At 54.1% G+C, this 18055-nt stretch carries 17 protein-coding genes; 11 read left to right on the top strand and 6 right to left on the bottom strand.

All coding sequences use genetic code 11. The annotated features are described in order from the left end of the window. The 4 genes from ACZ51B_RS13725 (at position 1) to ACZ51B_RS13740 (ending at position 3482) form a co-directional block, all read left to right on the top strand. Positions 1 to 1209 (top strand): ABC transporter permease, encoded by a 1209-nt coding sequence (locus tag ACZ51B_RS13725; RefSeq protein ID WP_464293901.1) that lies wholly within the window; start codon positions 1 to 3, stop codon positions 1207 to 1209. Between the two features lie 75 nt (positions 1210 to 1284). Beyond that, the gene (locus ACZ51B_RS13730) at positions 1285 to 2034 is read left to right on the top strand and encodes an ABC transporter ATP-binding protein (protein ID WP_464293902.1); all 750 of its coding nucleotides are present in this window, start codon (positions 1285 to 1287) and stop codon (positions 2032 to 2034) included. Between the two features lie 445 nt (positions 2035 to 2479). After that, a complete protein-coding gene (locus ACZ51B_RS13735) occupies positions 2480 to 3133 on the top strand; it encodes a hypothetical protein (RefSeq protein ID WP_464293903.1) in 654 nt (217 codons plus the stop codon). Between the two features lie 160 nt (positions 3134 to 3293). Beyond that, complete coding sequence (locus ACZ51B_RS13740) at positions 3294 to 3482, top strand: hypothetical protein (RefSeq protein WP_464293904.1); 189 nt, start codon at positions 3294 to 3296, stop codon at positions 3480 to 3482. On the opposite strand, the gene ACZ51B_RS13745 is transcribed toward ACZ51B_RS13740, so the two are convergent. Beyond that, a complete protein-coding gene (locus ACZ51B_RS13745) occupies positions 3479 to 4792 on the bottom strand; it encodes a helix-turn-helix domain-containing protein (protein WP_464293905.1) in 1314 nt (437 codons plus the stop codon). The genes ACZ51B_RS13740 and ACZ51B_RS13745 overlap by 4 nt on opposite strands. Before the next feature lie 187 nt (positions 4793 to 4979). Between ACZ51B_RS13745 and ACZ51B_RS13750 the strand changes: the two genes are divergently transcribed. After that, positions 4980 to 5573, top strand: coding sequence for a hypothetical protein (locus ACZ51B_RS13750; RefSeq protein ID WP_464293906.1), 594 nt, complete (start codon positions 4980 to 4982; stop codon positions 5571 to 5573). Positions 5574 to 5623: 50 nt separating this feature from the next. On the opposite strand, the gene ACZ51B_RS13755 is transcribed toward ACZ51B_RS13750, so the two are convergent. Next, the gene (locus tag ACZ51B_RS13755) at positions 5624 to 6532 is read right to left on the bottom strand and encodes a DUF1559 family PulG-like putative transporter (RefSeq protein WP_464293907.1); all 909 of its coding nucleotides are present in this window, start codon (positions 6530 to 6532) and stop codon (positions 5624 to 5626) included. Between the two features lie 407 nt (positions 6533 to 6939). Between ACZ51B_RS13755 and ACZ51B_RS13760 the strand changes: the two genes are divergently transcribed. From ACZ51B_RS13760 to xylA, 4 genes are all read left to right on the top strand, one after another. Beyond that, positions 6940 to 9264, top strand: coding sequence for a beta-galactosidase (locus tag ACZ51B_RS13760; protein ID WP_464293908.1), 2325 nt, complete (start codon positions 6940 to 6942; stop codon positions 9262 to 9264). A gap of 6 nt (positions 9265 to 9270) precedes the next feature. Further along, positions 9271 to 9495: a hypothetical protein gene (locus ACZ51B_RS13765; protein WP_464293909.1), complete on the top strand. Its 225-nt coding sequence runs from the start codon at positions 9271 to 9273 to the stop codon at positions 9493 to 9495. 121 nt (positions 9496 to 9616) lie between these two features. Beyond that, positions 9617 to 10795 (top strand): acyltransferase family protein, encoded by a 1179-nt coding sequence (locus tag ACZ51B_RS13770; RefSeq protein WP_464293910.1) that lies wholly within the window; start codon positions 9617 to 9619, stop codon positions 10793 to 10795. Between the two features lie 35 nt (positions 10796 to 10830). After that, positions 10831 to 12144, top strand: coding sequence for a xylose isomerase (gene xylA / locus ACZ51B_RS13775; RefSeq protein WP_464297186.1), 1314 nt, complete (start codon positions 10831 to 10833; stop codon positions 12142 to 12144). 53 nt (positions 12145 to 12197) lie between these two features. On the opposite strand, the gene ACZ51B_RS13780 is transcribed toward xylA, so the two are convergent. From ACZ51B_RS13780 to ACZ51B_RS13790, 3 genes are all read right to left on the bottom strand, one after another. Then, positions 12198 to 13166: an acyl-CoA desaturase gene (locus ACZ51B_RS13780; RefSeq protein WP_464293911.1), complete on the bottom strand. Its 969-nt coding sequence runs from the start codon at positions 13164 to 13166 to the stop codon at positions 12198 to 12200. A 219-nt stretch (positions 13167 to 13385) separates the two neighbouring features. After that, positions 13386 to 13862 carry a hypothetical protein gene (locus ACZ51B_RS13785; protein ID WP_464293912.1) on the bottom strand — a complete coding sequence of 159 codons (477 nt, stop codon included), beginning with the start codon at positions 13860 to 13862 and terminating at the stop codon, positions 13386 to 13388. Between the two features lie 14 nt (positions 13863 to 13876). Beyond that, on the bottom strand, positions 13877 to 16072 hold the full coding sequence (locus ACZ51B_RS13790; RefSeq protein ID WP_464293913.1) for a GH92 family glycosyl hydrolase: 2196 nt from the start codon (positions 16070 to 16072) through the stop codon (positions 13877 to 13879). 311 nt (positions 16073 to 16383) lie between these two features. Between ACZ51B_RS13790 and ACZ51B_RS13795 the strand changes: the two genes are divergently transcribed. Both ACZ51B_RS13795 and ACZ51B_RS13800 read left to right on the top strand, forming a co-directional pair. Beyond that, on the top strand, positions 16384 to 16611 hold the full coding sequence (locus tag ACZ51B_RS13795; RefSeq protein WP_464293914.1) for a hypothetical protein: 228 nt from the start codon (positions 16384 to 16386) through the stop codon (positions 16609 to 16611). A gap of 8 nt (positions 16612 to 16619) precedes the next feature. Beyond that, positions 16620 to 17423: an NADPH-dependent oxidoreductase gene (locus tag ACZ51B_RS13800; RefSeq protein ID WP_464293915.1), complete on the top strand. Its 804-nt coding sequence runs from the start codon at positions 16620 to 16622 to the stop codon at positions 17421 to 17423. A 2-nt stretch (positions 17424 to 17425) separates the two neighbouring features. Here ACZ51B_RS13800 and ACZ51B_RS13805 read toward each other — a convergent pair whose 3' ends face one another. Then, positions 17426 to 17998, bottom strand: coding sequence for a protease complex subunit PrcB family protein (locus ACZ51B_RS13805; RefSeq protein ID WP_464293916.1), 573 nt, complete (start codon positions 17996 to 17998; stop codon positions 17426 to 17428). Positions 17999 to 18055 lie beyond the last annotated feature (57 nt).

Consider the following 18055-nt stretch of genomic DNA (forward strand, 5'->3'; position numbering starts at 1 on the left):
ATGAACATCGGCGATAGCATCCGAACAGCACTCAGGGCGATCACAGCAAACAAGCTGCGGTCGTTCCTGACCATGCTGGGCGTTGTGATTGGAGTTGGTTCGGTGATTGCCATGATCGGCATCGGCGAAGGCACCAAGCGAAAGTCGATGGAACAGATTCAGGTCATGGGCACTAACATGCTCATGGTCATGCCGAACTGGCGGCGCGGTGGTGTTGGAATGGCAGGCGATATTCCAACCCTCAAGGACGAGGACGTTCCACTCGTCAAACGCGATGTTCCGCTCGTCGAATTCATCACGGGGTCGGTTGGTTCGCGCGCGATGGCCAAGTATAAGAGCACGAACTACATGACCCAGGTGAGCGGGGGCGAGCCACAGATCGCGATCATCCGCAACGCAACCCACATGCACCAAGGTAAGTGGTACACCATGGCGGACGAGGCCAAAGCAAACCGCGTGTGTGTGCTCGGATGGGTGGCTTATCAAGAGTTGTTCGGCGATGACAACGCCGTGGGTGCGACCATCCGAATCAAGAATCAGAACTTTGAGGTTCTTGGGGTGGTTGCCTATAAGGGCGGAAGTGGCAACTGGAACCCAGATGATCAGATCTATGTGCCTCTGTCCACGGCTAAGAACAGGCTTCTAGGTCGACGCAACCTCGACACCATCATGATCCAAAGCAAGTCGGCGGACCTGATGCCGACTGTTCAACAGCAGGTCGAAGACAGCCTGGGCAAGAAGCGAAAGAACGTGAGTGGCGAGCCGCTGTTTAGGGTTATCAACCAGGGTGAGTGGATCGAGACGATGCAGAAGCAGACGCAGCTCCTGAGCATTCTGCTCGCGGGCATCGCGTCCATCTCGCTTCTGGTGGGTGGAATCGGCATCATGAACATCATGCTGGTCTCAGTCACCGAGCGGACCCGCGAGATTGGACTTCGCAAAGCAATTGGAGCCAAACGGCACAGCATCCTTGCGCAATTCCTTCTGGAAAGCGTAGTTATGTGTACGGTTGGTGGAATGATTGGTATCGTTTTCGGCATCATCACCGTCATCAGCATCTCAGGACTGCTGAAGGTGCCACCTACGGTCAACACACAAGCGATCTTTATGTCTTTCGGCTTCTCTGCCGGGGTTGGGCTTTTCTTTGGCCTGTATCCGGCGATGAGAGCCAGTCGTCTGCAGCCAATTGAGGCGTTACGATACGAGTAACTTCAGGTCTTTAGCCGCAGTCTGACGCCACGAACTTACAATCTCAACCCGAGTGTGGTTGACTAGCAAAACGAAATGAGCAACACAATCATCAAGGTCAATAATCTCAGCAAGCGGTACGTGATGGGCGACCAAGTGGTGAATGCTCTCAAAGACATTTGTGTCGAGATCCAAGAAGGCGAGTTCGTCGCCATCATGGGCCCATCAGGTTCGGGCAAGTCCACGTTTATGAATCTGATTGGTTGTCTCGACCGGCCTACTTCGGGCGAGTACCTGCTGAATGGCGAAGCCGTTGCTACCATGGGTGACAACGACCTTGCGACCGTCCGCAACAAGTACATCGGGTTCGTTTTCCAGAACTTCAACTTGCTCCCGCGAACCAGCGCCATAAAGAACGTGGAGCTCCCGCTGATGTACGCCGGTGCCAAGAACCGTCACGAGCGCGCGAAGAAAGCGCTGGAGATGGTGGGGCTTGGGCAGCGAATGGATCATAAGCCAAGCGAGCTCTCGGGTGGACAGCAGCAGCGCGTGGCCATTGCAAGAGCCATCGTCAATCAACCCGTTCTGATTTTAGGCGACGAGCCTACAGGAAACCTCGACTCTCGGACTAGTGAAGAGATCATGGCGGTCTTCCAAGAACTGAACCGCGAGGGTAAGACCGTGGTGATCGTCACGCACGAAGAAGACATCGCACAGCACTGCAAGCGAGTCATCCGCTTCAAGGACGGCCACATCCGTGTGGACGAGAAAGTGGAGAACCAAGTCGACGCGCGAGAAGTTCTGGCTGCGATGGGCGACCCAGAAATCGAAGTCGTCAGCGCTTAGTACTGCAATTTGGTCTGACCATTTACAGAAAGTTTGTGCTTCCCAGCATCTTGATGTCTGAATTTCTTGGCATTGTTGTGTCGGCGACTTAGAATGCTCAACACATTAGGCAAAGAATAGTCCGTTACCCATGGTGGCAACGATCTATTAACTTGCCGTGATTTGGGGCATGACTTGCTGACACTCAACCTTACCCATGTGGTTGCTGCACTAGAAGACTCGTGCCTGAGCAGAGCCGCTCTGACACGATGAGATATGACGATTTGGGAGCGAATGGGTTGGATCGAACGCAGGGCCTGGAAATTCCTCTCCTCACACTGATTTGCACCTGCTGGGTCGATATGCCTCTTGGTAGCTTAAGTCACAGATGGTCTCGATTCGCTAGCGCATAAGTAGTACATGAGAGAGTGTTTGAGAGGTTACAGACATACTGTATGATGGGTAAATGCAAAAGATCCTCCTTGTAGTTTTCGGTGCATTCGGAGTTGCAGCCACTTCTCTGTCCAACGTTCTTGCGTTTGAGACGCTGGAACTTGTCGGGCCAACGTCCTATACATCGAGTTTTCCTTCGCATATGTCGCCCAGTGGCGGTTCTAGCTATTACGGTCTGACGTGTACCTCGCAAGTTTCCGCATTCGGGGGTGTAACCCCGACAGGTATGACGCTTTACACGTCGCTCATTAATACGATTTACCGATATAAAATTTCTTGTACACCTAGTTACGCTGGAGAGCCGCCTCCAAGTAGCATCACTGCAGTGTTCAAAAGAAGAGGGCATGTGTTCACGAGGTTATCGGTTACCGGAACAGCTGGCAAATTGAATTTGAGCGCATCAACTTCCTTTGGAGAGCAAGCAGCGGTGCAATCAACAGGCCGAGGATTAGGTGTCTATATCGATGGTGTCAATACAGATATCCCTCTTTCAGACTATGTTTACGCGGGCTCAGCTAGTTGGAACTATGACACCGCTTCAGGGAAGTACATTGGCTACATTCTGATGCCTCTCTACGAAACAATCAGTTTTGGGAGCACTAGTGGGGCCAACGCATCGGCGGATGTAAGTGCTTCAATGACGGTGACAGCGTTTACGATCGGCTGAGGCTAATGTAAGCAAGGATGTCAACGGCTGTATCTATCAGTACCTCACAACCAAAGATGTGAGCGGATACCCTGACTGTGCGGGAAGAAAGCCACTCGAATAGTCATTTCAATGGGAGCTGTAAGCACTTTTACAGCTCCCTTCTCATTAAGGAGTTTTCATGAATTCGCATCATCCAAAAGCTGTTCTACTTGCTGCTGTTTGTATCTTTGTTGTGACCGGCTGCGGCTCAAGTTCCGAGGGGCCCCAAGTGCTTGATAAGAAGTACCCAGGCGGCGGGACGAAGCTTGGGCAGAATCCCAATAAAACGCCAGGAGCATCCACGTCCCCCGCACCATCCGGTAGTTAGGCAAGAGTCGGCAGCTTGACGCCGAGGCTTCGGATGTGCGTGAGGATGGATTGGAGTGCAAATCCGAGGTCGAGCGAATCGGCTTCTTTGTGGAGTGCCTGAATCTCTCGCTCGGGGACTTTGGGCGAGAGCTGAGTGGCCGCAGCCACTTGGTAGCTTTTTGTAATCAGGCACAACAACGGCAGCTCTTTTAGGTCCCGAGATGGGTCGTCTAAGGCGCGCTCCCATTGCTTCGTCTTGAGGGCAAGCATCGGGCGGATGGTCTGCGCCATGCCATACCAGTAAGCCTCGCTTAAGGAACTGAACAGGCCTCCGTCGTTGGGGATATGCAGAGGAATAGCAGTCTGCTTGATGTGTTCGTCAGCTACTTCAAAGTCTCCGCGCAGAGACCAGAGGAGACCGTCGATATAGCCCGCATAAGGCGAGTTCACTCTCGATAGGGTCGAATTAGCAGCTTTAGAGATGCGTGATACGCGTGAAATGCTATCGGCATTCCCTGTGGCAAGTTCGATTTGAGCTCTGGCCATAGCCCAGTAGGCGTAGCCGGAAGTGAGATCAAATCCGATTTCCTTGCCAATGGAAATTGCCTGACGAGCGACGGCGACCACTTCGCGGTTTCGTCCTCGTACCAGCAGTCCGTATGAGCGGGAAGCATAAAGCCAGGAGAGAGGGCGGAGTGCGCCTGGATCTGTGCGGGCGATTTCATGCAGCCGGTGCGTTAGGGCGAGTGCCCAAAGCTCGGCATCGTCTCGGTCATGAACGGTGCATTGTGAGCAATAGGCCACATAACTTTCGATGCAGGCGTCAAGATCGGCTTCACCGAGTCCTTTCCATGCAAGGTTTGGAGAGAGCAAGGCACTGACTTCGTCCGGCGATAAAGGGAGCACGTTACACAGTTCTGGGAGCCGCTCTTCTTCAAGCCAGCTCGCTCCAGACTCCCACTTGGAAACCGTTCCCTGCGTAACTTTCATTTGGGCCGCGATCTCAGCCTGCGAAATTCCTGCGCGACGACGCGCAGTTCTAATGAGGTCGCCTCTTGTGGGAGTTCCGACGGGAGGTGTGAGACACGGATTTGCCAGCACGTCGACTCCGCGCGTGGATTGGAGCAGATCGAGAATTCGGACTAGCTCAGTCCTCGGCAAATTCAGTAATCGAAGATACTCTGCCAGCGCCGAGTAGCTAGGAGTTGACACTCCTGATTCCCATCGCAAGAGGGTTGCATGGTGTACGCCACCCTGTCTTGCCTGCTCTCGGCAGCTTAGGCCTCTCGCAATCCTTATATGTCGTATCTCGTCTCCGATCAATGACATCGAGCTAAGTATAGGTTCTTTTCACGTACACACCGTTAAGAAAAGCGTGAACCAAGATAGAGTACGTGGTGCAAGTTCTCGAATAATTCTTGTTCCGGAATGGACGGCGTGGAAGCTGTGGCAAATTAATTTAGGCCGGAGCATACCGGCATCCTATCTCATTCATTTCCATAGAGGAGTAGTTCGTATGACCACCACCAAGACCGGAATCGGAATTGCACTTTTCGCGCTCACCAACGTTGCCTCGGCAACAGTTCTCTCGTTTGCAGGCACTGCCGACGATGCGTACACCGCTTCGCTGTCCACCATCTCGACGGCCGCTGGAACCACATTCTCAAGTGGCTCAGCTTGGTATACCACCACCACAGGCTCCATCACATTGACGCCAGGTGTGACCAACTATCTGCAAGTTGCTGCGAAAGATCTGTACGGGGCACCTTCCATGTTCATCGCCAGCATGTCGCTCAGCGACACCGACTTTGCCTTTGGAAACGGCACGCAGTCTCTGGTGACGAATGCGAGTGACTGGACTGCAAGCCTCGTCGGTTTCGGGGGGACATCTGTTGCTGTAACCGATCTTGGAATAAGAGGCACTAGTCCATGGGGCAATGTGTCCGGCATCGATCCATCGGCGCATTTCATTTGGACAGATGGTCCGCTCAATGATGTCCGATACTTCACCATTGCGATCACTCCCAAAGCGGTTCCGGAGCCCATCACGTTCTCCGTACTTGGATTCGGACTGTTGGCTCTTCGCCGACGAACCCGAGTCAAGAACTGACCGGCATTAGGAGTCTGTCCGGGAGAATCTCTCGGACAGACTGAGTCGGTTTATGGGTTTGGACAGGTAGCGTCGCCGTCTCGGCACCACGCCTGCGAGATTGTCCACATCGAGTAGGAACCATCTGTTTTGTAGGTCTGGGTCTTGTTCGTGAACTTAGCGTGGCCGTCGGTGAACACCATGTTCAGGCCCTTGTCGTGCCAGGTTCCCAGGTTGGAGATGAATGCGGGAATTCCGGGCATGGCATCGGGGTGTGCCTTGTAGGAACCGCAGTCGGTAGCTCGGTCGAAGCGGCAGTCAGAAGTCGCACCGAGACGTCCTGGGCCGTAGGTGGTAACCGTGCCTCCAAACGTTCCTTCCCAGTCAACCGGGTAGAAGTAGGTGTTGGCGAAGTTCAAGTACTGCTCAGTCGCCATGATCGTCCCGGCGACGTTGGTGAACTGACTCTGTGAGCGGGACACGTGGAACGTACCAGGCAAAGCGTAGGAGACGCCTACGCCGGCAGCATCTGGACGAGGGGAGCCGTCGGCAAACATCGCTGCACGCGGATCGGCAGATTGCGCTGGGCAGATGAACATCTGAACCGAGCTGCCCGTTTCGTCACCCTTTGTGACGGACTTGCCTCGGTCATCCACGTTCGCTTTTTGGGCATAGGGTTGAATGGCTACCAACCATGTCAAGTCGTGCTGAACCACTGAGCCGTTAGAGAGCGTTACGCTGATCTTGCCCAGCTGATCCATCGCGAACACGTCATCGTAGTCGCCTGCGTACATCATCATCGCGGTGCCAATCTGCTTCTCGTTGCTGAGACAGACAGTCTTTTTGGCAGCAGCCTTCGCCTGCGCGAAGACGGGGAACAGGATCGCTGCGAGAATTGCAATGATCGCTATGACAACGAGTAGCTCGATCAAGGTGAAACCTGAGAGACGTTGGATTCGGTTGCGGGAAGGATTATGCATGGACTTACCTTGAGTTCAAAATGAACGATGTGTACGCGCGTTCATCTGAGTGCGTTGATAATGTTGCATGCAAAGATTAAGAGGTTGTTAGTGGTTTAGAATCCATCAATTTTGCGAAGGAAGGGCAATTTGAATACGAAAACTCGGGTGAACGTGGTGGCTAACACGTTATATCTAAAGACGATAATCGAAGAGCTAGGAGGGAATTCCAAGCCGAGACTGCATAACTAACTTGATAATATTTAGGTGCTTAGACAATGGAATTCTGTAGCCTTCGCTGTCTTTTTGGCTGGAAAATGCACGATCGTCCACGCGAACCGTTGCACACAGAGGACTCTCCCTTTCATTCGAGCGTAGGCATGTGGCAAAGTGTAATTTAATCGGTAAAGTCACCCTTTGTAAAAGCCATGATGAGATCAACGCAGAGATTTTTGTGCGCTGCCCTAGCGACGCTCACCTTGAGTTTGGTTAGTGTAGAGGCCCACGCTTCGCAGCAAGCAAAGCACACCTTCGTCGTCCAAGGCGGCAAGTTCCTACTCGACGGAAAGCCGTTCCAAATCATTTCGGGAGAGATGCACCCTTCCCGCATCCCGAAAGAGTATTGGCGACACCGCATCCGCATGGCCAAGGCGATGGGACTCAATGCCATTGCGCCCTACATCTTCTGGAACATCCACGAGCCAGAAAAAGGCAAATTCAACTTTAAAGCAGACGCGGACATTGCCCGCTTTGTAAAGATTTGTCAGGAAGAGGGGATGTACGTCCTGGTCCGCCCCGGCCCTTACGTTTGCGCTGAATGGGAATTCGGTGGCTACCCTTATTGGCTGCTCAACGAGAAGGGGATGACCATTCGTGCAGACGATGCTCGGTTCCTGGATTACAGCCGCAAGTATCTCCAGGCGCTTGCCAAAGAGACCGCTCCGCTCCAGATCACGAAGGGCGGCAACATCATCTTGGTTCAGGTGGAGAACGAATACGGCTCCTATGGCAGCGACCACACCTACATGGCGAAGGTCCGCGACATGATCAAGGAAGTGGGGTACGACGTGCCACTCTTCGTCGCAGAAGGCGGCGGGCAGCTTGCTGGCGCGTGGGTCCCAGGCACCGTAGCAGGCGTCAATGGTGGTGGCGGTCCGGGCCTCAAGGAAACAGTCGACAAGTACACCCCCGGCGGCCCCTACATGGTTCCCGAGTTCTATCCCGGATGGTTGGACCACTGGGGCGAGCCGAAGTCGATTACTGAAGGCGGCGTGAAATCGTTCGATTGGCTGATCAACCACGACGCCTCTGTGAACCTCTATATGTTCCATGGCGGCACCAACTTCGGGTTCATGAACGGCGCAAACTTCGGCGGAGCGTTCGCCCCGAGCATCACCAGTTACGACTATGACGCCCCTCTCGATGAGGCTGGTAGACCTCGGAAGAAGTTCTTTGGCTTCCGAGATTCGATCGCTAGGCATCTCGGGAAGGAGCTTCCAGCTATTCCTGCCACCAATCCGGTGGTCGAGATTCCTCGCTTCAAACTGACTCAATCGGGCAGTCTGTTTGGGACGCTTCCGAAGCCAGTTCACTCTGAGACCACCAAGAACATGGAGGAGCTCGGGCAGGCCTACGGTTACGTGCTTTACCGAACCCGTGTGACCGGTCCTCAGAAGTCCACGCTCCAGCTGAAAGACCTGCGCGACTTTGCAGTCGTTCTGGTGAACGGAAAGACCGTGGGGACCTTGGATCGCCGCCGAAAGCAGCAGACCATGGATATTGAAATCCCTGCAGGTGGCGCAACCCTCGATCTCCTCGTAGAGAACGGCGGTCGCATCAACTACGGCGGAAAGATCCCTGACAACCACAAGGGAATTACGGAGAAGGTTCTTCTGGCGGAAGAAGAGCTTAAGGGATGGGACATGTACTCCTTGCCCATGCTCAATCCGGAGAAGGTCAAGCTGGACGGCGCGAACAATGGAGGTCCTAGCTTCTACAAGGGAACCTTCAACCTTGAGAAAGTGGGAGACGCGTTCCTCGACATGCGTGGCTGGACTAAGGGAATCGTGTTCGTCAATGGACACAACCTCGGTCGCTACTGGTGGATTGGACCGCAGCAGACTTTGTACGTTCCGGGTCCTTGGCTGCGGAAGGGCAAGAACGACATCACCGTTTTCGAGATGCTCAAGGCGGAAGATCCAAGTGTGGCGGGACTCGCGGAGCCGATCCTCACGGATCTGCGCAAAGAGCCGCCGATTGAGGCGAACAAGCGCCCCCGCGTCAAGCTCGAAAAGACTCCGAAGCCAACCGAGGCGGACCAGGTACTCAGCGCGACTCTCTCGAAAGATGAAGGACCTCAAACCTTCAAGTTTGCGGAGAAATCAGGTCGATACCTGTGCTTCGAAGCGCTCTCAAGCTATGCGGGTGAAGACTTCGAGTCCTTGGCAGAGCTAGAGCTGGTGGATGCCAACGGGAAGGCCCTCAACCGATCCAAGTGGAAAATCGCGTTCACCGACAGCGAAGAGGTCCTCGCAGAAGATGGTTCTGCAGATAACCTCCTGGATGGCGATGCCGATTCCATCTGGCACTCCATCTGGAGCGCGCCGCACTCAGGTGCGCCTCACCGAATCGTGATCGATTTGGGAGCGGAGGTTCAGGCTGCCGGAATCCGGCTCTTGCCGCGACAGCACAACACCTCGTCCCATCTGAAAGAGTTCAAGGTCTATTTCAGCTCTAACCCGTTCGACAAGTAAAAGAAGATGATTGCCGTCAAGCTGCCTGTCGAAAAGAGGGTGAGCGATCTGACTCTTGCCGAGAAGATCGGCCATATGACGCAGTTCGAGAATGGAACGGTTAGCGCCGCTAAACTCGACTGCGTGTTCGGCAAGAGAAGCTATGGGTTCGTGTCGACCGATCTTGGCAGCAAGGACGCCACCACGAACCTCATACGCTTCAAAGTGCCCAATGAGGACCTCTTCCAATAGGTCGATTTCCAGCCAGGCGAGATTAAGCACTTGAGCTTCGAGATCCCGGCGAGTTCAAAATCATGGTTGCAGCCAGCGCAGAAGACATTAAATTGAACGGAAGCTTTACAATAGGAAAATAATGACTCCGAAGCCCGAACGGTTGGTATCCCTGGACGCTTACCGTGGCTTCGTGATGCTCCTCATCCTCCTGGAGGCGATGAACCTCCAGGAGATTCCACAGCACATCCCCAATAGCCCCTTCTGGAAGTTCATTGCCTTCCACTCCGATCACGTCTGGTGGTCGGGTTGCTCTCTCCACGATCTTATTCAGCCGTCTTTCAGCTTCATGGTGGGTGTGGCGCTCACCTATTCCGTTGCAAGCCGCAAAGCAAAAGGTGACTCCTTTGCCAGCATGTTCCGTCATGCCGTAGTCAGGTCTGTGGTGTTGGTGCTGCTTGGCGTCTTCCTGAGATCGGTGGGTGGGAAGATGACCTACTGGACCTTTGAAGACACCCTCAGCCAGATAGGCTTGGGCTACATATTTCTGTTCCTGCTGAGCCTCAAGTCGTTCCGTTTTCAGTTGGGGGCTTTCGCCGTTATCTTGGTTGGTTACTGGTTGGCCTTTGCCCTCTATCCCACCCCGCACCCAGGTTTTGACTACACCATCGCAGGGGTGCCTCTCGATCAGGTGAAGCCTGCACAAGGTTTCCTGGCTCACTGGAACATGAACACGAACCTGGCGAACGGGTTCGACAAGTGGTTTCTCAACCTGTTTCCACGCGAGAAGATGTTTCTTTACAACGATGGCGGCTACCAGACGCTCAGCTTCATCCCTACGCTTGGCACCATGATCCTCGGGTTGTTTGCCGGAGGTTGGTTGAAGGACATGGGCAAGTCCAAAGAGACCGTCAGGCGACTGGTTATTTGGGGCGTCGGGTACATTGCGTTGGGGGCCGCGCTGGACCTCCTCGGCATCTGCCCAAGTGTCAAACGAATCTGGACTCCAAGCTGGGTGTTGTTCAGTGGCGGTTGGTGCTTCCTCCTGCTAGGGGCTTTCTATTGGGTCATCGATGTTCAGCGGCGTCAAAAGTGGGCTTTCCCGCTGGTGGTCATCGGCACCAACTCCATCTTTATCTATGCCGCGCATGAGCTGTTCAATGGACTGGTTTCTGACTCCTGGAAGATTCACCTAGGCCAGCGTGTGTTTGAGGTTGCCGGACCCACCTGGAGTAGTGTTTTACAAGGCAGCGCACTCGTCGCCACGTGGTGGGTAGTGCTTTATTGGATGTATCGGAATAAGATATTTATCAAAGTATAAAATCCCGATTCAGCTAGGTAGCCTTCCCCAATCGCATCATGAATTACTTCCCAGAAGTCTCCGGCACTGTTGCCTACGAAGGCAAAGATAGTAAGAACCCGCTCGCCTTCAAGTACTACAACCCAGAAAAGCTTGTAGGCAGTAAGAGCATGCGCGAGCACCTTCGCTTCGCGGTGAGCTACTGGCACACCTTCAAGGGCACCGGGCAAGACCCCTTCGGCGCACCGACAATGCTCCGCGCCTGGGAAGAAGCTGCTGACCCGATCCAGCGTGCCAAAGACACGATGGACGCGGCGTTCGAGTTCTTCACCAAGCTTGGTGTGGACTACTGGTGCTTCCATGACCGCGACATCGCTCCAGAAGGTGCCACCTTCTCGGAGAGTGTCTCGAACTTGGAGACCATCGTCGAATATGCCGTAGAGAAGCAGAAATCCACCGGCGTGAAGCTTCTTTGGGGAACGGCCAACCTCTTCAGCAACCCTCGCTACCAAGCAGGCGCAGCCACCAACCCAGATGCCGACGTGTTCGCCTACGCGGCTGCCCAAGTGAAGTACGCAATGGACGCCACCCACAAGCTCGGCGGCCTGGGATACACCTTCTGGGGAGGACGTGAGGGGTACGACACCCTCCATAACACCAACATGCGCCAGGAGCGCGAGCAGCTTGCGAAGCTTCTGTGGATGGCAGTGGAGTACGCCCAGAAGATCGGGTTCCACGGCCAGTTCTACATCGAGCCAAAGCCCAAAGAGCCGACCACGCACCAGTACGACAGCGACGCGGCAAGCTGCCTCAACTTCCTACGGGAGTTCGGACTGCTCAAGCACTTCAAGCTCAACCTAGAGACAAACCACGCGACCCTTGCAGGTCACAGCATGCTCCATGAGATGCGGGTTGCACGCGATGCGGAGTCGTTGGGATCCATCGACGCCAATCGAGGCGACGAACTCATCGGATGGGACACCGATCAGTTCCCAACCAACATCTATCTCACCACCGAGATCTGCCTTGAACTTCTGAGGATGGGTGGGTTCACCACAGGCGGCCTCAACTTCGATGCCAAGGTCCGTCGACAGTCTCATGACACAGCCGACCTGTTCTACGCCCATATAGGCGGTATGGACGCCTTCGCTCGCGGACTAGAGATCGCTCACGCCATGATCGAAGACGGCCGCTTGGACAACCTCGTGAAAGAGCGCTACGCAAGCTGGTCAGAGAAGTTTGGCGAGAAGGTCCTGGCTTCGCAGAAGTCACTTGAGGACTGCGTGGACCACACGCTCCGCCATGGTGAGCCGAAGCGAACCTCGGGGCGGCAAGAGTTCATCGAGAACCTGATCAACGAATTCATCTGAATTCTAGACACGAAAAAGCCCTCGGCCTTAAGACAGAGGGCATTTTCTATGCTTTAAGCTAAGACTTTCTGCTTGTCCAGGTGAGCCTGTCTTGCAGCTTCCTTTCGCTCTTCTGGAGTCATCGCGAGTTCAAGCTGTCGTTTCTGAGCTTCCTCGGCGTTGATCCAACGTACGTTCCACACGAGCTTCAACTTCTCCATCACTTTCAATGCTCGGGCAGAAGTGTCGAGCTGGCCCTTGAACATGCCGTGGTTGGCAGCGTAACTGATGGCGTGGTGATTGTTGTGGTTGGTCTCGCCACAAGTCATCCAGGCTACGAATAGGCTGATGGGATATCCCAGAGGGCCTTTGAGCCAGAAATTGGTGCTGCGGTCGTCGGTTTCGAAGTTGCGGAGACCGAAGGTGTGTGCTCCGGAGTTGACCCAATAGGTGCCCTGGTTTGCAAAGAACACTGCCACGCCGCCGCCCCAGAGGAAACCGTCCCACCAGCCGATACCGACCAGCTTGCCGATTGCTGCGGGGATGGCCAAGCCGATCATCGCGAACACCCAGGTGAGCTTACTGATCTTCATGGCAAGCTCGTCGCGCTTGAAGATCGGGTTGATTTCGCGATCGAACCGATGCTCGATGAGCCAGCCCCAGTGAGCGTGCCAGAAGCCGTGCTCGGGACTGTGAGGATCGCCGTCCTTATCCGCGTATCGGTGGTGCTCGGTGTGGTCGGTTGCCCATCGCACCGGCTCGCCCTGAATGGACATGCAGCCCATGATAAGAAACAGAGCTCTTAACCAATTGTGAGTTTCGTAGCTCTTATGGGTAAGTCCTCGGTGGAAACCTAGCGATATGCCATACAAGCGGGTCTTAATGCCGATGGCGAGAAACGCGATGATCGTGAGGATGTACCAAAGCTCGCCTCGGTGCGGCGATGTACTGAATCGCCATGCAGCAAAGAGAACTGCCACGCAAGGAGCGATCATGATGAACATGGTCACTGCTTTTTGCCATATGAGTTTTTTCGATTCCAAGGGGTTCACTAGCCTCCAGAGACAGACAAACTGCCTGTCAATGTTTGCTCTAACGACTATTGTGAGACGTCAGAGCCTTACAATTCACTAACTGAGTGAATATACCACACACAAACATAATTTTTTGATTAATCAAAAAATTATGTTTGTGTGTTTGTGTTTCTCGATGAATGGGTTCAATCCCAAGTAAATAGTCGGGGCTTTTGACCCTAGATCTCGCTAATGCCCCATAAAGATCGCAATTCCCACGATGGAGAAAACGATCGTTCCGAGCACGAGCCACATGATTTGCCAAGAGCGAGGATGCTCGCCTCCCCGATTCCCAAAGTCTTCTGAGGGAGACGGGCTTTGTTGCATGGGTGCAGTCGCGATGAGTTTTAAGAGTCGATCTGCGTCTCTTGCGAGCGACTCGTCAAGACTTGGAAGCTCATCAACCGGTTTCGGTTGCGAACGCGCATTTAAGGCGACCACCAATTCGGCTGCGGGATGCAGAATCCGATCAGGAGAGGCAAACAAAGGAGCCGGTCGCAGCTTGGTCACTTGCTGATGCATGACCCGAACCTCATTCACCTCTAGCCCCAGAAGCTCCGCCAGTTCTTGCACGCTGAAAGACGCTCGCTGCTCCGCACGCAAGCGACGAAGGTCAACCATGGTCTGGAGCAGGTGGGGAGATAACTGATTGGGATCCAACTTCACCTTCTTCAACGCTCCTACGACGTGGGGCGCTCCATCATTTCAAACATGAGTGTCCCGCCTTTCACAATGTCGGCATGCTTGATGAACGGCGTCTCAAGCTTGTGACCATTCCAGTAAACCGCTTTTACGAACCTTTTGGCGGAAGAGAGTCCCGGTGCCAAAACCTTCAGCGTGGTGCGATAGGGAGCGGGAAGCTTGAGCGTCACGCTTGGAAACAGCGGCACTCCAAGAGCGTACTCGCCACTTCCGGGACAAACGGGATAGAAGCCCATCGATGTAAACAGAAGCCACGCCGACATCTGCCCACAGTCGTCATTTCCAGCAAGCCCGTCAGGCGTGTTGCGATAGTTCTTCCAAGTGTGCTCCCAGATTCTTTGCTGAGTCTTGAGAGGTTGTCCGGCGTAATCATAGAGATAGATGTAGTGGTGACCGGGCTCGTTGTCGTGCTGATAGTGCCCGCCATCAAAGTTCTCGTCTAGTCTTTGGATGAACTTCTCGCGTCCACCCAGCAGCTCAATGAGACCACCCACGTCCTGCTGAACCCCAAACAGATAAGTCCATGGGCTGCCTTCTGTAAAACCTTCATTTGGTTTCTTGCCCCATGTGCCGTCAGAGAGTTTCGGAGCCATAAATCCAGTCGTGGGATTGTAAACGTTGACGTAATTCTTGCTCCGTTTTAGGAAGTACAGGCGATCCTCCTCCTTGTGGACCGCAGCCGCCACCACCGAGGCGCAGTAGTCGTCATAAGCGCCTTCCAACGTGTTGGAAACCGATTCTGCGGTCTTGTCCACGGGCACGTAGCCGAGCTGTTTGTAGTAGCTCAAGCCCGCGCGTGCTTCGTAGGCGGTCCAGTTCTCCCTGTCCCACCATTTCTTGGTGGTGTCGCCGGTCGGCGGCACCATCGCATCTTTGTAAACCGCCTGATACGCCTTCTGAAGATCGAACCCGCGGAACCCCTTCTGCACAGCATCGGCGATCACCGAGTCGGCGTGGGTTCCAATCATGATGTTGGTGTACGTCGGGTTGGGCCACTTGGGCATCCATCCACCTTCATCAAACATGTTGAGCAGAGAAGTGATCATCGGCCCGACCCGCTCCGGCGCGACCAACGTAAACCAGGGGTGCTCCGCTCGATACGTATCCCACAGCGAGTAGTCGTTATAGGAGACTCCGCGATGGATCTTGTCGTCGAACGCGCTGTAATAACGGCCGTACTCCGAGAACTCGCGCGGATATTGGAGGCTGCGGTAGTAGGCCGTGTAGTAGCAGACCTGCTGATCCTGGGTGCCGCCTTCGACATTCACCCGATCAAACATCGCTTCCCAGGTCTTCTTGGTCTTCAGCGCCGTGGTTTCCACATCCCAACCCTGGATCTCTCGTTTCAGATTATCTCGCGCCTGATCAACGCTAATGAACGAGGTGCCGACTTTGAACGATACGCTTGAGCCACCCAAGTACACATAGCCCCCAACGTGATCTCCTTCTTCTTCCAGTGCGTCAGGACGTTTCTGGTTACCATTCCAGGTTCCAAAGGATTGAAAAGGCTTGTCGAACTGGATGACAAAATAGCCTTTGAAGTTCGGCAGCTGCGGCCCAAGCATGTAAGAGAACCGGTCCGTGTTGTATCCCAAAATCTCGTGGCGTTTGGGGTCAATCTTGATCCAGCCCTCAAATGGGTGCTTGGCATCAACCCCGCGACTCGCTTCAATGAAGACGTAGTTGTCCTTCTTGGATTGAAAGTCCACACGAAACAGAGAACACCGGCTTGATGCAGCAAGCGTGGTCGTGATCGCAGACCCGGTCTTCGTCTTGCTGGTTACCGAGTAACTGTAAGGAGTCGCTTTCTCCTGGTTATGGCTAAAGCTTTGTGCTCTCTCGTCGGGCGACATCCCAACCGGTCCTGTCCCGGGTTGCAAAACAACCTGTCCGTAATCCCCCATCCAAATAGCAGGCTGGTGTGTCCCGATAAACCCGATCAGCGAGCGATCATCGTACCGATAGGGGTTGATCCCGATCCGATTCTCGCGCGTCATGGGGCACCAGTTGGTCATCGCAAATGGTGTCCCGACGGTAGGAAGCGTGCCGCCGTATTCCGATTCACCACTGCCGGTAGTACCAATGAATGAATTCACCAAGTCAAGCTTGGACTGCGCTGGGGCCAAAGCCCTAGTTGCAAGTAGGCCTAGGATGAGAACGAGTAGTCGCGACAAGGTGGCGAAATTATACAGGTAAACCGACTCTTTGAACCTAATATCGCAACATTAAGGCGTTACGAGCGACGAATGGGACGCTCCAAAAGCCCCCATTTAGATACTCCCTAAAAGAGAGGGACATTTCGGACTGATTCTTAACATAATCAGACATCAATTGTGTCTAAATCACTTTACCGCGCGAAGCTGGGACTTCGATGGTGCCAATGATGCCGTCATCAGATGCGGGAGAAGATTCAATGAGTATGACCAGGAAGCAGACTTCCTGGTCTATTTTCTTTTAGATGCCTCGTGCGCATCATAATAGGGTTGTGAATAACCAAACCCAAGGAATTCCCGGCAAGAAAGTCCTCCCAATATTAGCCGTCGGGTGCCTTGTCTTCATGGCCGTTGGCTTCGGCGGGACATATGGTCTTGCCAAGCTCTGGGAAGCAACGGTTCAAAAGAACTCTAAAGCTGTCAGGGCACAGGCACAGAAGGAAGTTGAAAAGAAAGAAGACGCTACTCAGAAGGCTCCGCTGGGCACTGAACAGCGCTAAACTGGGCTGTGTTTGACGAAGATTTCAAAACCGCTTGGCAACTGAGATACGGGACCGAACCCGGTTTTGAAATCCCCGAAATCGCTCGATTTCTGAGTCACCGCTCCGTCCGTAGCTACCGCGAGGAGCCCGTTTCCGACGAAATCATCTCCAGTCTCGTTGCCGCAGCCCAGAGTGCAGCCACAAGCAGCAATCTCCAGCTCTGGTCTGTGATCACGATCCAGGATCCAGAGCGACGAGCGGCCATCGCCAAACTTTGCGCGGATCAGCGTCAAATCCATACTGCAGGCGTCTACTTTGCGTTTCTAGCCGACGTCCACCGGCTGAAGTACGCAGCAGAGAAGGCGGGTCAAGCTGCCGAGGCTTTGGACTTCAGCGAGTTCTACACCATGGCAATCGTCGATGCCGCCTTAGCCGCCGAGCGTATGGTCTGCGCTGCTGAGGCACTCGGATTAGGGATCTGCTACATCGGAGCACTGAGAAACGACCCGCAAGGCGTCAAAGAACTACTCAACCTGCCCCGTGGCGTGTTCGGTGTGTTCGGACTCACCGTGGGTTGGCCCAAAGAGCCAATGACTGCAGAAATCAAACCCAGACTCTCCCAAGAAGCGGTCTGGTTCAAAGAACAATATAACCCCACTCCAAACGTCGAAGAGTACGATGAGCGGGCGAGTGAGTTCTACCGTGCTCAGAACATGAGCGGGGATGCGACCTGGTCGATGCGCTCCGGTCGGCGTGCCGACGAGAGCCATCTCACAGGTCGCGAGGTACTCAAAAAGTGGTTAGAAGAGCAAGGATTTAACTTGCGGTAGCCCTAGCCGCCACATCCGCAACCACAAGAACAACCCGAACAGTTGCATCCGCCACCATTTCCGCCGTTCCCGCCATTGCCAGGGAAGAAGATCCCAGTGCTCTGCGGCATCTGCTGGATGTTCAGATCAAAGTCGTAAGCTGCCCGCTGTACCCGCAGCAAGATCCAAGGGCTTGTAATCCCCTGCGTGGTGACCATTCCCGCAGGTGGAGTTCTTTCCAACACTGTGACCTCTGCTGCCAAGCCCGATTGGTAGCGGATCTTCTGGATTTGCGCCATGTAGCCGCCAGTCGGACGCTTGCCCAAGTGGATCGCAAGCATACGGTCTTTGTTCCAGTCAATGTTGATCTTCGGGAAGTTCCGCTGACCGGTGGATTTCAGCCAGTACGTCTGGAAATCGTTGATGTTGTTCAGCAGAAATGCGCCAGACGTCTCAATCTTAGAAGTCGTGCCCGACCGAATGGAAGACCAAACCACATTGCTGGAGTTCTCTGGCATTTGAGGCCCCACGTGCGTAAGTTGAGCCGATGCGAACGATGCAGACAGCGCGAAACCTGCGAGTAATAAGAGCCTCATAGTACAGAGTTAGACGCGAAAGATATCCATACGTTTCATGTGGTTTGCAACCGGATA

The sequence above is a fragment of the Fimbriimonas sp. LA-C6 genome (assembly GCF_055398105.1).

Bases quoted from the DNA above. Each gene is read 5' to 3' on its own strand.
- ACZ51B_RS13760 (WP_464293908.1), top strand. From the start codon at position 6,940: ATGATGAGATCAACGCAGAGATTTTTGTGCGCTGCCCTAGCGACGCTC.
- ACZ51B_RS13765 (WP_464293909.1), top strand. From the start codon at position 9,271: ATGATTGCCGTCAAGCTGCCTGTCGAAAAGAGGGTGAGCGATCTGACT.
- ACZ51B_RS13730 (WP_464293902.1), top strand. From the start codon at position 1,285: ATGAGCAACACAATCATCAAGGTCAATAATCTCAGCAAGCGGTACGTG.
- ACZ51B_RS13735 (WP_464293903.1), top strand. From the start codon at position 2,480: ATGCAAAAGATCCTCCTTGTAGTTTTCGGTGCATTCGGAGTTGCAGCC.
- ACZ51B_RS13725 (WP_464293901.1), top strand. From the start codon at position 1: ATGAACATCGGCGATAGCATCCGAACAGCACTCAGGGCGATCACAGCA.
- ACZ51B_RS13805 (WP_464293916.1), bottom strand. From the start codon at position 17,998: ATGAGGCTCTTATTACTCGCAGGTTTCGCGCTGTCTGCATCGTTCGCA.
- ACZ51B_RS13750 (WP_464293906.1), top strand. From the start codon at position 4,980: ATGACCACCACCAAGACCGGAATCGGAATTGCACTTTTCGCGCTCACC.
- ACZ51B_RS13740 (WP_464293904.1), top strand. From the start codon at position 3,294: ATGAATTCGCATCATCCAAAAGCTGTTCTACTTGCTGCTGTTTGTATC.
- ACZ51B_RS13770 (WP_464293910.1), top strand. From the start codon at position 9,617: ATGACTCCGAAGCCCGAACGGTTGGTATCCCTGGACGCTTACCGTGGC.
- ACZ51B_RS13755 (WP_464293907.1), bottom strand. From the start codon at position 6,532: ATGCATAATCCTTCCCGCAACCGAATCCAACGTCTCTCAGGTTTCACC.
- ACZ51B_RS13745 (WP_464293905.1), bottom strand. From the start codon at position 4,792: ATGTCATTGATCGGAGACGAGATACGACATATAAGGATTGCGAGAGGC.